Source organism: Pseudomonas monteilii NBRC 103158 = DSM 14164 (genome assembly GCF_000730605.1).
GTDB lineage: Bacteria > Pseudomonadota > Gammaproteobacteria > Pseudomonadales > Pseudomonadaceae > Aquipseudomonas > Aquipseudomonas monteilii.
In genome coordinates this window covers 14,676-28,569 of the sequence record NZ_BBIS01000069.1, presented here as the reverse complement: position 1 = coordinate 28,569, position 13,894 = coordinate 14,676, and the positions used below count along the sequence as shown (strand labels likewise).

General features: G+C 57.9%; 11 protein-coding genes and 3 pseudogenes. 2 read left to right on the top strand and 12 right to left on the bottom strand.

Annotation, left to right across the window (positions count from 1 at the left end):
• Positions 1–117: 117 nt before the first annotated feature.
• Positions 118–819: pseudogene (locus tag PM2_RS27750) on the bottom strand (type I glyceraldehyde-3-phosphate dehydrogenase); the annotation flags it as partial.
• 4 nt (positions 820–823) lie between these two features.
• On the opposite strand from PM2_RS27750, the gene PM2_RS27745 reads away from it, so the two are divergent.
• Positions 824–1,171, top strand: coding sequence for a copper-binding protein (locus PM2_RS27745; protein ID WP_004575958.1), 348 nt, complete (start codon positions 824–826; stop codon positions 1,169–1,171).
• A gap of 408 nt (positions 1,172–1,579) precedes the next feature.
• Here PM2_RS27745 and PM2_RS27740 read toward each other — a convergent pair whose 3' ends face one another.
• The 6 genes from PM2_RS27740 to PM2_RS27715 all read right to left on the bottom strand — a co-directional run bounded on the left by PM2_RS27740 (position 1,580) and on the right by PM2_RS27715 (position 7,323).
• On the bottom strand, positions 1,580–2,239 hold the full coding sequence (locus tag PM2_RS27740; RefSeq protein ID WP_010955869.1) for a methyltransferase family protein: 660 nt from the start codon (positions 2,237–2,239) through the stop codon (positions 1,580–1,582).
• Positions 2,236–2,511, bottom strand: a complete 276-nt coding sequence (locus PM2_RS30490) for a DUF2933 domain-containing protein (RefSeq protein ID WP_010955870.1) — start codon at positions 2,509–2,511, stop codon at positions 2,236–2,238. The genes PM2_RS27740 and PM2_RS30490 overlap by 4 nt, the downstream gene beginning before the upstream one ends.
• Positions 2,512–2,536: 25 nt before the next feature.
• Entirely contained in the window at positions 2,537–2,992 is a 456-nt protein-coding gene (locus tag PM2_RS27730) for a hypothetical protein (protein WP_004575961.1), read from the bottom strand.
• A gap of 135 nt (positions 2,993–3,127) precedes the next feature.
• Positions 3,128–4,150 carry a YncE family protein gene (locus tag PM2_RS27725; protein WP_028700032.1) on the bottom strand — a complete coding sequence of 341 codons (1,023 nt, stop codon included), beginning with the start codon at positions 4,148–4,150 and terminating at the stop codon, positions 3,128–3,130.
• A gap of 265 nt (positions 4,151–4,415) precedes the next feature.
• Complete coding sequence (locus tag PM2_RS27720; protein ID WP_004575963.1) at positions 4,416–4,616, bottom strand: heavy-metal-associated domain-containing protein; 201 nt, start codon at positions 4,614–4,616, stop codon at positions 4,416–4,418.
• Between the two features lie 337 nt (positions 4,617–4,953).
• Positions 4,954–7,323, bottom strand: coding sequence for a heavy metal translocating P-type ATPase (locus tag PM2_RS27715; protein WP_004575964.1), 2,370 nt, complete (start codon positions 7,321–7,323; stop codon positions 4,954–4,956).
• A gap of 392 nt (positions 7,324–7,715) precedes the next feature.
• On the opposite strand from PM2_RS27715, the pseudogene PM2_RS31690 reads away from it, so the two are divergent.
• Positions 7,716–8,066 (top strand): annotated as a pseudogene (locus tag PM2_RS31690) (helix-turn-helix transcriptional regulator); the annotation flags it as partial.
• 14 nt (positions 8,067–8,080) lie between these two features.
• Here the strand turns inward: PM2_RS31690 and PM2_RS30485 are convergent.
• From PM2_RS30485 to PM2_RS27690, 5 genes and pseudogenes are all read right to left on the bottom strand, one after another.
• Positions 8,081–8,989 (bottom strand): TnsD family Tn7-like transposition protein, encoded by a 909-nt coding sequence (locus tag PM2_RS30485; RefSeq protein WP_100226654.1) that lies wholly within the window; start codon positions 8,987–8,989, stop codon positions 8,081–8,083.
• A 269-nt stretch (positions 8,990–9,258) separates the two neighbouring features.
• Positions 9,259–10,060 (bottom strand): annotated as a pseudogene (gene istB / locus PM2_RS27705) (IS21-like element helper ATPase IstB).
• Positions 10,053–11,552 (bottom strand): IS21 family transposase, encoded by a 1,500-nt coding sequence (istA, locus tag PM2_RS27700; RefSeq protein WP_167398656.1) that lies wholly within the window; start codon positions 11,550–11,552, stop codon positions 10,053–10,055. The pseudogene istB and the gene istA overlap by 8 nt, the downstream one beginning before the upstream one ends.
• A gap of 92 nt (positions 11,553–11,644) precedes the next feature.
• Positions 11,645–11,830: a hypothetical protein gene (locus tag PM2_RS27695; protein WP_004575968.1), complete on the bottom strand. Its 186-nt coding sequence runs from the start codon at positions 11,828–11,830 to the stop codon at positions 11,645–11,647.
• 105 nt (positions 11,831–11,935) lie between these two features.
• The gene (locus PM2_RS27690; RefSeq protein ID WP_004575969.1) at positions 11,936–13,822 is read right to left on the bottom strand and encodes a phosphoadenosine phosphosulfate reductase domain-containing protein; all 1,887 of its coding nucleotides are present in this window, start codon (positions 13,820–13,822) and stop codon (positions 11,936–11,938) included.
• Positions 13,823–13,894 lie beyond the last annotated feature (72 nt).

The window sequence follows — 13,894 nt, the reverse complement described above, 5'->3', positions numbered from 1 at the left end:
CACCACCAGCATGCGCAATGCGCCGTCGGTGAGGGTGAAGGCCCAGTAGTTGCCGGTAACCAGCAGGTACTGACGCACTTCCGCAGACAGGGCTGACAACGCCTTCATGATCGCTGTTTACTCCGCTGCGCCGACCAGGCGGGCCAGTTCCGCTGCACGGTTGGCGTAGCCCCATTCGTTGTCATACCAGGCGTAGAGCTTCACCTGAGTGCCATTGACCACCAAGGTCGACAGCGCGTCGATGATCGAGGAACGCGGATCGGTGCGGTAGTCGATGGAGACCAGTGGACGCTCTTCGTAGCCCAGGATGTCTTTCAACGGGCCTTCGGCCGACGCCTTCAGCAGCGCGTTGACCTCTTCAGCCTTGGTCTCACGTTCCACTTCGAACACGCAGTCGGTCAGCGAGGCGTTGGCCAGCGGTACGCGCACAGCGTGACCATTCAGCTTGCCGCGCAGCTCGGGGAAGATCTCGGCGATCGCGGTGGCCGAACCCGTGGTGGTTGGGATCAGGCTCATGCCGGAGGCTCGGGCGCGGCGCAGGTCCTTATGTGGCCTATCGAGGATGCTCTGGGTATTGGTGAGGTCGTGGATGGTGGTGATCGAGCCGTGGCGGATGCCCAGGTTCTCGTGAATCACCTTGACCACCGGGGCCAGGCAGTTGGTGGTGCACGAGGCGGCGGTAACGATGCGATGCTGCGCCGGGTCGAACAGGTGCTGGTTGACGCCCATCACCACGTTCAGTGCGCCTTTCTCCTTCACTGGAGCGCAGACCACCACGCGTTTGACGCCCTGATCCAGATAGGCCTGGAGCACGGTTAACCCGATGAAGAAGCTACTGATCAGCGCTGGCCTAGTGTTCGCCGTTGCGGCGGCGGTGCAGGCCCAAGACATGAATGGCATGGATATGAAGAATATGCCCATGGAAGGCAACGAGACCCAAGGCAGCCAGGCGGCTCCGACTGCATCGGCTGAGGGAACCATCAAAGCTTTGGAACCAGGTAAAGTTACCTTGGCGCATGGACCAGTATCAGCCCTGAAATGGCCGGCAATGACCATGGGCTTCAGCGCTACCGAGCAGCAACTCAAGGGACTCAAGGTAGGCGACAAGGTCAGCTTCGATTTCCGAATGAATGGGGGCACAGCGACGATCGTAGGTATTCGCAAGCAGTGACGGGTTGACCCTGCCTATTAGAGCTGATAGGCAGGGTCATCTAGCCAAACTTTGGAAAAAGTGCTGCCGCAATTCCTGACCGCGCCGCCTTCAGCTCTGTGCCTCGGGACGCTAGTTGGTCTTTGCGCTCTGTAGCCGGGATGCATTCAGATCAGAGTAGTAGCTGACGTTTGAGCAGAGATCTTCGTGCATCACGATCTATATGGGTCGAAAGCGGACAGGGCATCGCAAAGTCATCCAACTGCCTGAGTTATCCGAACGCCAAAAAAGGATTCCACCGAGCTTGTCGACAAGAAAAACCGCGACAACTCAGAGTGTTATCCGAGCAAACAGACTTTGGATACCCTATTCCCGCTAGAAACACTGCCGCTGAAACCCTCCTGGCATGTAGCTCCTTCGTCCTACGCTTCAGCCTCTATGACCCCCACCCAACCTTTCGCGCAGGTGCGGAACGAACCTAGGCGTAACGCGGGTATAAGCTTCGTAGGCAGCGCCAAACTGCTTGTGCATTTCCCGCTCTTCGGAAACCGCCAAACGCCCGTACATCACCAGCAACACCGGGAACATTGCCAGCGTCAGCAGCGTCGGCCACTGAAGGAGAAAGCCCAGAAGAATCAGCACAAATGCCACGTACTGCGGATGTCTGATCCAGCCATATGGCCCGACCGTTGCAAGTGAATGGCGGCGTTGCGCGTGATATAGCACGTTCCAGGCGGCAGAAAGCAAATAGAAGCCGAAACCCAGGAATAGGTAACTGGCAATGTGCAAAACACTGAAGTGTGGGTTGCCCTGGTCACCGAGCAACGTCGACCACAGATGGCCGGATTCGTGGGAAAGCAGATCGAGGTTGGGGAACCTGGCCTGCAACCAGCCTGACAACAGATAGATCGTCAGGGGGAAGCCATACATTTCCACAAACAGGGCAACGATGAACGCCGAGAAGGCACCGAAGCTCCTCCAGTCTCTCGCCGTTGCCGGCTTGAAGAAACTGAAGGCAAACATGATGAAGATCGCGGAGTTGATGAAAACCAGCGACCAGAGGCCATACGCGCTTTCACCATGATTCATGATGGATCTCCCGGCTTATGGATATCAGCCTTATCGGAGGGGGCCGGTTTGCTCTGGCCCTGGTGATGGTGTCCCCCATGTCCTCGATGCATGAAGACATGCATCAGCGGACAGGCGAGCAACAACAGATAAGGCAGGGCTCCAACGACATGGGCAAGGTGCTCGGTGAGCAGGAAGTAGACGGCGATCCCACCGATTACCACCAGGCCGATTGCGTAGCGTGAACGCCAGAAACTGGGCGGAGAGCCGTGTTCATCGAAGTGAGGGTTCATAGCGACTCCTGGGAAAGGAGGTGGGTTACTTCGATGCTGCAGATGGCATGCGGTCCATCATCATCTGCATCATCGACTCCATCATGTCCATGCGCTTCTCCATCATCTGGTGGCGGGCGGCCATATCCCCGCCCATGCCGCCATGCATGCCCCCCATTCCCGGCATGCCACCCTCCATGGACTTCATCATGGCCATGCCATTTTTCATCAGCGCCATATGCTCGGCCATCAACGCCTGACGGGCTTCCGGCGTTTTGGCTGCAGCCATCTTTTCGTGCATGGCTTGCATGGCCTTCATTTGCTGGTCCATCGCCGCCATTTGCCCTTTGTCCATTGGCTGAGAAGGCGTCTTCACAGTGGCCGCCGCGCCTGGCGCATCGGCCGGGTGATGTGCCGAGTGTTCATCGGTGTTTTGCGCCATGGCGCCCACGGACGCTGCAGCCAAACAAAGTCCGATCAGTAAATTGCGAACGTTGGACATCATCATCTCCTTAACACTGTTATAAAGCCGGATGCCTTGGTCTTGGCGCCAAGCCTCACCTGGCACGACAAACAAATGACTGCGCCGGCGTGAATGCTCATTTTTCGTCTCGTGCTCAGGTTGCACATCAACGGGCTATTGGGCACTCGGCGGCTCGAAGCTGATCCCGTTTGGCCCGGCGCCAACCTTATGGGTAGCAACGACCTTACGGCTGCTCGTATCGATGACAGATACGGTGCCTGCTTCAATATTGCTGACAAACACATAAGCGCCGTCGCTGCTGATGGCCACACCATGGGCACCCTTGCCGGTGGTCACGGTGCCCAGGCTGCTACGCGTCTGGATATCTACGATGGAGACTCGGTCGTCCGGATTCTGGCCGCTGCCCTGGTTCGCGACATAGACCTGGCGACCGTCAACGGTGGCCATCATCTGGATTGGCGTGCGGCCGACATCAACCTTGCCGATCACCTTGCGTCTGGCCGTGTCGATGATGCCAAGCTGATTTGTCGCACTGAGCGAGACGAATGCCAGGCGACCGTCGGGGGCAAAGCCGACCTGGACAGGGCCTTTACCTACGGGAATCTGCGCGGTTTCTTTGAGTGTGACGACGTCGATAAGCGATACGCTGTCGCTCTTCATGTTCGCGATATAGAGCGTCCGGCCATCAGGGCTCAAGCGCAGCCCATGGGGATAACGCCCAGTTGGAATACCGGGCAACTCGATTCGCTGCTCAAGGTCAAATATTCGTACCCGGTTGGCAGCGGAATCGGTCACGAAAGCTCGCAGCCCGGTGACGTCGGTGATCACATGAGCCGGGTGATCGCCTGCCGGGAAGCTGAACGGTGGTCTGTCCAGCGCGCTGGTACTGAACACCAGCAACTGCCCACCGGGCTTTTCACCACTCGAATGCCCCGCATGTCCAGCCACTCCAACAACCAGAAGCAAGCTGCCGTCGGGCGAAACCTGTAGGTTGTGGGGTGCGATCGGCAAGGCGACCGTGCTCACATCACCTGTCGCAAGATTTACCTGGCTAATGGAAGCGGACCGTTCATTGGCCGTGTAAACGTTACCCGTAGGGTTTGCCATGACCAGCCCCAGAGGGATGAGCAGGGATATCCCCAAGGCCATAGAACTAAACCGCTTGGCAGTCATCATGGTGAATGAGCTCCAACGAGAGGCCGGGGTATGTGAACCAGGCTGACCTATGCATTCACTCAAGATAAACACCAATCGCGAAGCATTTTCTTGATCAGCGTCAACGTCCACGGCTTGACTCGGTGCGGAGTGATCGAAGGCCGTCCACTTTTTGGGGAGTATCGCTGGCTATCTCGACCCGGAGTCAGTCGACATCAGGCCGAATATGAAGAAACCGCGCCATGAAACATGGCACGGCGGCTTGCCATCTGAGCGGCAACGAGACTTAGCGACTGACTTTGGTTGGGTAACCAAGCGCCTGGACCAGTGCACCGACGCGTTCCGCCTCGATGTTGCTTTGGACACTCACTGTACCGGCAGCACGGTCAACGATCACCTTCGCGTCGCCATCGGCAGCCTGGATGGCCTTCGTGATCTTGTTGACACAACTGCCACATCCCATACCGGAAACTTCCAAAACGAACATAGCGGGCCTCTCATGCTGGTACGGCTTCTCTCGCCGCATTTACAGCTTCAACCTTGACACGATGACAAGGTCAAGGCCCGGTCAAAGGATTTATCTTCGCCCTGAAATCTTGTCCAACTCCTCTGGCGGCGGACCCTGCTGCATCACAATTGTCCCTTACGATCTTGGCAGAAGATGGCGGACCTAGCAGTTGCCCGATGTCCTCCATCAGGACCAGATTGGCGCCGAACTCGCGGACATACCCGCTAAGGCCAAAGCCCTAGACAGTCAGTCATATGGATCAGGCGTTGAAACGCTGATGGCGGAATTTCCTCTCATAGGTTGCGGTGTGCCCATTTCAGTCTGTGACTACGCGCTTCAGCCGCAGTGCGTTGAATACCACGGAAGCCGAACTTACGCTCATGGCCAATGCCGCAATCATCGGTGACAATAGATGGCCGGTAAGCGGGTAGAACAAACCTGCCGCCAGCGGTATGCCCATAGCGTTGTAGAAGAATGCAAAGCCCAAGTTTTGACGCATGTTCTTCACCGTGGCCACGGAAAGTGTTCTGGCCCGCAGGATGCCCATCAGGTCGCCCTTGACCAGCGTCAACTGGGAGCTGTTCATGGCAACATCGGTGCCAGTTCCCATGGCGATCCCAACATCAGCCCGGGCCAGCGCGGGGGCATCGTTGATCCCATCTCCTGCCATGGCAACCCGGCGCTTATCGCCCTGCAGGAGCGCCACCAGTTGCTCATTGTCCTCGGGTTTCACTTCTCCGTGGACTTCCTCGATGCCGAGTTGTTTCGCGACCGCACGTGCCGTAGTCAGACCGTCGCCGGTGGCCATGATGACCTTCACATTTACTGCCTGTAACCGGGTTACCGCCTCCTTGGAGGTGGGTTTGACCGGATCGGACACCGCTAGCAGGCCAGCGAGCACGCCATCGACGGCCAGGTACATGATGCTCATGCCTTCCAGACGTAGCTGCTCGGCGCGGTCTCGCAACGGACTGGTGTCGAGGCCAGCCTCTTCCATCAAGGTCGTGTTGCCAAGCTGCAGCCGTTTGCCGTCCACATGGCCACGTACACCGATCCCAGAGCCCGACTCAAACGTCTCTGGCTTGGACAAGCTGTGTCCATGCGCTCGCGCATGATCGACAATCGCATGTGCCAGCGGGTGCTCGCTGCCTTGGTCCAGGCTGGCGGCAAGGCGCAAGACTTCGGGTGGCATGAACTGCCCGGTACCGACCACACTATGAAATACTGGCCGGCCCTCGGTGAGGGTCCCGGTCTTGTCGACGATCAGCGTGTCGATCTTGCAGAGGTTCTCGATAGCACTGGCGTCTCGGAAGAGCACGCCACTGCTGGCAGCCTTCCCGGTAGCGACCATGATCGACATGGGAGTGGCCAGGCCGAGCGCGCAGGGGCAGGCAATGATAAGGACCGCGACCGCATTGATCAGGCCGAAGACCCAGCCAGGCTCCGGTCCGAAAAGCCCCCAGCCGAAGAGGGTGACCAGCGCGACCAGAATCACCCCCATGACGAAATAGCCGGCCACGGTGTCCGCCATCCGCTGCATCGGGGCTTTAGAGCGCTGAGCCCGCGCGACCATCTGCACGATTTGCGAGAGCACTGTCTCGGCGCCGACCTTCTGCGCCGCCATCACAAGGCTACCGTGGGTATTCAGCGTGGCACCGATGAGTGCATCCCCAGCTTTCTTCATCACTGGCACGGGCTCGCCTGTCAGCATGGATTCATCGATAGCACTTTCGCCCTCCAGGACCACCCCGTCGACCGGCACCTTCTCGCCAGGGCGAACTCGCAGGTGGTCGCCCGTATGCACGTGGGTGAGCGGAATATCTTCCTCCTGACCATCGGCCCCGATGCGACGGGCGGTCTTGGGGGCAAGGCCCAGGAGCGACTTGATGGCGGCGGAGGTTTGTGAGCGCGCCTTGAGCTCGAGCATTTGGCCGAGCAACGTTAATGAGATGATGACTGCGGCCGCTTCGAAGTAGACGCCAATGCGGCCATCCTGCATGAAAGTCGTCGGGAAAACCTGCGGGAACACTGTGGCCGCAACGCTGTAGAGGTACGCCGCAGCCGTTCCCAAACCTATCAGCGTCCACATATTCGGGCTGCGGTTACGAATCGATGCGACCCCACGCACGAAAAACGGCCAGCCAGCCCATAGGGTCACGGGAGTGGCCAGAATCAACTCCACCCAATTCTGTGTGGCACCATGCAGCAATTGGAGTTGGTGGCCAGTCATGGCCAACACGGTCACGATGACCGTCAGGGGCAAGGTCCACCAGAAGCGGCGGGAGAAGTCCTTGAGTTCCGGGTTTTCGTCTTCCTCAAGCTCCGGTATTACTGGCTCTAGGGCCATGCCACAGATTGGGCAGCTGCCCGGCCCACGCTGGCGGATTTGGGGATGCATCGGGCAAGTGTATTCGGCGTCCGCCGCGTTGCTTGGCTGCGGGGCAGCCGAGTGGTGATGGCCCGCGTCTTCTTGGTCCTGGGGAGGGCTAAGATAACGCACAGGCGCTGCGCGGAATTTCGTCAGGCACTTTTCACTGCAGAAGCGGTATGTCCTTTCCTCGTATAGCTCGAAGTAGAGACTATCCGGTGGCACCGTCATACCGCATACCAAATCGCGCTGACTACCATCCGGTTGCTCATGCGGGTGCGAGTGGTCATGGTCGTGCTGGCACGATGCGGTGTGCATGAATTAGTTCCCTTTGTTGTCCGGTTTGGACGAGTTTTCACCCTTCTGGTGAGAATACCCGCCATGGTTGTGCCCGAAGAGGTGCGTCAGCGGTCAGAGCAACAAAATTAAAAAAGTGTAGTACCTGTGACAGGTGGCCATAGTGCTCACGAGCCACATAAAACAGGCCAAATATGGCCTGCATGATCAGTGCGATACCGCCTTTATTCCGCCAAGAAGGGATTGCCAGATCAGTAACAGGGCGATGGGCTCCGTCATGATCAACTCCCAAGCTGGGTGGGAAATATCGGCCGCTGCCGTATTGCTCAGCCTAGACAACATCTCCTTGTACAGCTGTGACGCCAATCAATGCTCCTGTAAGGGTGTAGAATATTGCTGTGGTGTAGCGTCATGGCATAGATCATTTCTGGAGGCAGCTGATCCTGCTGCTGCACCAGTGGTTACCCTTCAACAATGCGCTGGCTGCCTTGTACCCCGGCGAGGGAGTGCCCAAGCCGCTGGAGAAGTACGACGCCGCCTCCCGGTTGGGAACGCCCTCCATGTTTTCCTACCTGGACGGCCTATACTTGCTCGCCCCCTTCTACCAGGCCTGTCAGGAAGGCCTGCCCAGTGGGCTGTATCGCCTGGAGGAGATCGCCTCTGACCAGTTCAGTCAATGCGAGTACTTCCTCAGTTACTTCCACGACAACGTATTGGAAGACGAGGTGCGGTTCGTTCTCCAGTTGCCGGCCAAGGTAGTCTTATGCGACCTAACAGCTCAAACCCCAGACCTGATACATGCGGTGCGGTACAGCGCTGATCGGGTCACTCTTCGCTGTTCACCCTCCCACTTGGCCTTTGCCCACAGCAGACGTCGAAGGTGAAACTGTTCGGCGGGCTCACAAACCTCCTCCAGTGCTCTCGCACAAAGGGGGAGCTTAGCGAGCTGCTTTTGGAAACGTGATAGGACGTGCAGCTCCCGACCGATGCGGGTGCGCGTGATCCTGACGGGTCTCCCATCTACGCCACGAAGCCACTGTGCACAGTCCCTCACCTGCTCGGCGAGTTGCGAGTCGAGGACCGCAAACGCGCCGGCGCTATCAGCTCGGCTTGCGTGGACACTGCCACCGTTCGCAGTGCGGTCCGTAAGCCAGATCCGATCGCATCGGTAAAGCCATGCATAGTTACGACATTGGTGAGCATGCAGGTGCCGATAGTCATTCTCGAAGGCTGTTCGGCGCTGCCGACGCTCGCGCAGGAATCTTGCGTCTCTCCATGCGCTTGGGCCGCAGTGAACGGCGCGGATAGTCCGGTAAACATAAGCTAGGGATACACCCAGCGTGTCGCCGATTAGCCGTGCTTCCTGCCCGGCAAAAGCCAGCCTGCAAACTGCTGCGGGTAGGCCTTTCCATCCCTCAGGTATGATCTCTCTTGGCCCTGGTGGTGAGGAATGGATATCAATCAGCGTCGCACGCTTACCCACAGGTGGCGACGGTTCTTCATGGCGAGGGATGCAAGCTAAGTCGACCTCCAATGCGGTGGACAGCACAATGTATTTGAGTGGATGGTGAGTGCATCTGGGTTTCCGGAGCAGCTTGGTGACCCACGTCGCGGGGGATCCAGCAGGGGCTTCTCGAAGCACCGAATACTCCCAAGCGGCTGGGAGCGCTTTGAAAAAACTGGCCATGTGCGCAGCCAAACGGCGCAGGTCCAATCGCCGTTTTGCTCCAGTGGTCAAATCCAGGTTGGCAGCCCCTTGCAGGAGCCAAGTACGTACGGCGGGAGCTGAAAGAGGGTTGAGCTGTCGGCGCTGATTGAAAATTGACCCACCCTGCCGATTGAAAAATGACCCAGGGCTGCTTGCCGATTTAGACCCCGGCAATTGTGGATAAGCCTAGCAGTCGACAGCGTCGTAAAAGTGCTGACCCTGCACTCAGCAAGGCCAGCCCAAAGAGGTCAAAACGGGTCGTCCTCCGCCTCCTCGATATCCTGTCGCCTGCGCTCCCTCGCCTGGATCTTGGTCTTGGCCACTAAGGTGCTGTTTTGCAGGCGGTACGATTCATTCCCCGTCTCGACGATGTGGCAGTGGTGGGTCAATCGGTCGAGCAAGGCCGTGGTCATCTTGGCGTCGCCAAATACGCTCGACCATTCGGCGAAGCTGAGGTTGGTGGTGATGATCACACTGGTGTGCTCGTAAAGCTTAGAGAGCAAAGTGGAACAGCAAGGCCCCGCCGCTCTGGCTGAAAGGTAGGTAGCCAAGCTCATCAAGGATTACCAGATCTGCACGCAGTAGTCCTCGGGCGATACGCCCTGTCTTACCCTCGTGCTTCTCACGCTCCAGCAGGTTGACCAGATCGACCGTGGAGTGGAAGCGTACACGCTTGTTGTGTTGGGTGATGCTGGCCACCGCCAGGGCGGTGGCGAGGTGCGTTTTACCGGTGCCAGGGCCGCCGATGAACACCACATTTTGAGCTGTGTCGGTGAAGGTCAGAGTGGACAGTTCCTTGATCAGCCGGGCATCAGCGCTGGATACACCGAAGTCGAAGCCAGCCAGATCGCGGTGTATGGGCAGTTTCGCCATATTCATCTGATGATGTACCGAGCGCACTGCCCGGTCGGCGTGTTCCTGATCGAGGAGATGCTCGATCAGCCATTTCGATGAGGCGGTGGTGGATTCACCTTGTGCGGCCAGATCTGCCCAGGCAGTGGCCATGCCGTGCAGGCGTAAGTCTTTGAGTTCCTCTGTAAGATCACGCATTGCGCACCTCCTCATCTGTGCTGCGCAACCGGTCATAGCGCGCGGTATTGGCGATAGGGGTAACTTTCAGTTGCAGGTTGGTTTCGACCGAGGGTGGTGCTTCACGAGTGGTCAGACGGGCCACGATATTGAGGATGTGGTCAGCGCTCAGGCTGCCAGATTCCAAAACCAGCTCAACCGCTACGAGGACAGCATCCAGGCCAGCGACGGGCACGGCGGCCAAGACCTGGGTCATGACCCGATCACCCTGTAGATGCCGCCGCAGCCCGCGCCTGAGCAGGCGTAGTGGCTTGGGTAGGTCGGCAAACGGGGCACCATTGCGTAGGGCTCCCGGTTTACGCTCAATGAGGGGGATATAGTGTTGCCAGTCGTAGCTGACCTGATCGCGATCAAACAGGCGCTCGTGGCTGGCAATCACACCATCATCGGCAATCACGACGATTCGCGAGGGATAGAGCCGACTGCTGACCCACTGGCCAACACGCTCACAGGGTACTGAATAGCGGTTGCGGGCCACGTTGATCAGACAGGTGCTGGAAACGCGAACCGTGCGCTCTACATAACCGTCGAAAGGCGTCGGCATCGGCATCATTTCGACGCGCTCCAGTTCTAAGACTTCTGCAACGGTGAGGCCGTTGTACTGCGGATGGATCAGCTCGTGCCACAGAGCCCGACAGCGCTGGGCAAGCCAGGCATTCAACTCTTCGAAGCTATGGAAAGTATTGTCGCAGGCAGACAGCCAGATGCGGCGCCGACTATCTTGGACATTCTTTTCGACGATACCTTTTTCCCAGCCGGACGCTACGTTGCAGAAGTCCGGGTCGAACAGGTAGTGCGAGCACATCACCATGAAGCGAGCGTTGACCGTGCGGCCTTTACCCTTGGAGACCTTGTCGACCGCCGTTTTCATGTTGTCGTAGATGCCGCGACGCGGCACGCCGCCCATGGCGGCGAATGAGCGGGTATGGGCATCGAACAGCATTTCATGCCCTTGGCTGGGATAGGCCACTAGCCAGAAGGCTCGGCTGGCACATAGCTTCATGTGCGCGACCTGGACACGTCGGAAAACACCGCCAATCAGCAGGCCTTCCTCGCTCCAATCGAACTGGAAGGCCTCGCCCAATGCGAACGCCAACGGCACAAATGCCCGTACCGCCTTGCCTTGCTCTCCGCGCCAATGACGAACGAAGGCAGTGAGCTGGCTGTAGCCGCCGTCATAGCCTTCAGCGCGGATCATGGCCAGCAGCGCCTTGGCACTGCGACGATGTTGCTTGGCCCTCAAGGCATCAGCCCGCAGCGCCTGCTCCAACATCTCGTGAAAGGGACTGAGCTTGTTGAACACGGCTCGACGCTGATAAACCGGCTGCTTGGACTCCGACGCTCTGACCCATTTTCGGATGGTGTTGCGCGACAGGCCGGTGCGCTTGGCTATCTCATGCAACGACAGCTTGTCGCGGAAATACATCCGCCGAATTTTGCCCATCATTTCCATGCTGATCACCCTGTGTTCTCCTGCTCAAAAATTGAGCAGGTACAGTGGAACACCTGGGTCAGTTTTCAGTCAGCACAATGGGCGAAACTGGGTCAGTTTTCGGTCAGCGGCAACACAGGAAGGCCCTCTACCAATGCCAAGGCAGCCTTATACTTCTCCTGATATTTCTGCTTCAGCAAGGAATACATTAAAGTATTAACGCCCTTAGCCTTAAGCGTATCTAACTCAAGTTTCAACCCTGCCAAGTCGGCTATTAAACCTTCTGATTTTTTGTCCATGGCCACACGATCCTAGTGTGCAGATTCTGAAAGCTCCGCCCAAGATAGGGTTAGGTCAGCGACGTCAAAAAAAAAGCTACCTCTTGAGAGGTAGCCTTTGATGAGTTAAGCAAATAGATCCGAGATCGCCAGATTTTGAACCGCAGAATCAACCTTCATCGACTCCAGGACCTGTTCGTGCTCGGCGTTACTGATCGAATGATGGCGTATGTAGGAACGCAGATCGGTACCCGCTAGATCGCGCGCCATGCGTTGCCAGAATTGCGCTCGGCGAGCCATTGCATCGTACTCAGCAGCCTTGCCCTTGGCCAATTTGACCATGCCGTTGTTCAGGTAGAACTTGGCACTATCAGTCGGAGCCAGGCTTTTTGCCAAGGTGTAGAACGCATCATCGAACTCGTCTACGAAACACATTGCATCTGCCGGGTCGATCTCCATCTCGGCGGCTTCTTCGTAGTAGACGATGTTGCGATCCTTACCCTCAAAGCGGTCACGGATCGTTCGCATTGCCGGACGTCCAGGGTAGCGGTGCTTGTTGGTGGCTTCGAGGTAGGCATCCTGCAAGCCCATCTCCTGCGCCGGACTCTGCCAGTCATCGAACTTGAACCAGCGCTGCTCTGGGATGATGCCCTTCTCTACGGGAGTGACATCGTCGATCAGGTAGCGCTTCCCCAAGACACGGATCTCATACCACTCCGACAAGGCCGGGAAGGCATGGTCGAAGCCGTAGCTCAGTGACCAGGCAAAGTCGATGGCCAGCAGATTCTTCGCCGTGATGAATTGGAAGGTGACTCCACGAAGGATCTCGTTGGATTCCGTCCTTTCCAGCTCGCCGCGGAACATCCGCGCATCGTGCTCCTCTGCCCGCTCCTCCTCCAACACATCCAGGGTCAGCAGGTACCGCAACAGTTCACGGCGCATTTCTGCGTTGTAAGCTGTTCCTGTGACGTTGATGTAGCCGGCGTCCGAGTGTGTTCGCCCGATCCAGTCTCGACGCCCCATATCCCAGCGGGTGTTGATGAGATGGTTCCGGAAGCGATTTATCCCGGACATGTGCCCGTGTTTCTCGGGCGCAGACGCAATCATTGCCTCCATGGACTTGTCACGCTCACCGGTGACCGTGCACCAGGCACAGCCAAAGCGAGATCCGCACGCCGCCTTGTTACCACCGTCGCCGGTAATGATCGCGCACGTGCCTTCATTGGCTTCCTTGTAGAGCTCCAGGCACCAATCGAAGTTATCGACGAAGGTCCGATAAGGACCGCCACGCTTCGCCTCGCACGCCATGAGGAACTCCCACACCTCCTCCATCTCCCAGTCAGCGATGATCGAGCAGTTGTACGAGCCGTGCTCATTGAGCACCAGCCGGCCAGCCTCCTCCTCACCCCGTTCGCGCATATTGGCCGCACGGGTTGCCGACTCTGACAAACGGGTGCCCACGAAGGTCACTAGCTCACCTGGAGACTGCAGCGTCGAAAGCAGCTGCTTGAGGGCCTTCTGCTGCGGGCGCAGCTTCCAGTCGATCGAGCAGCTTCGAGAGGCGCCAGCAAAGACCGGCAGTTTTCCACGGCCAAGGGTGGCGTAGGCAAACGTCGAGGTCATCGAGGGCTGCACTTTGACCACTGTGATTGGCAATCTCTGCTTGGTGCAATACATCTCCAGCTCAGTGATCATCGCCTCGGCATAGATGTCCATGCCTGGGTTTTCAGTGCCGGTGTTGGCGTTTGTGACAAAAGCCGCCGGCACGTACAACCCGGCCTCGACACGGCGCCGGATAGCCTCCAGCATCAGTACCAGCACAACCGTGCTGTCCTTACCGAACGAGGTAGCAGAGCTGCAGGTGAATCCTTGATCGATGATCTGGTCGATGCGCGCAATGCAGGCTTCCGCTCGCGCAACGATCCGGGCAAAGCGACCAGCACTGTCCAGGGCTGGAATAGCGTGGGTGTAGTCGTTTAAGGCGATCAGTTCGGGTACAAGCATCTGATTCATGTTGGCATCTCCAGAAGGAAGTAGGCTTCGTATCGTGGGGATGCTCAACAGCGAGCATGAATCTTCTGAACT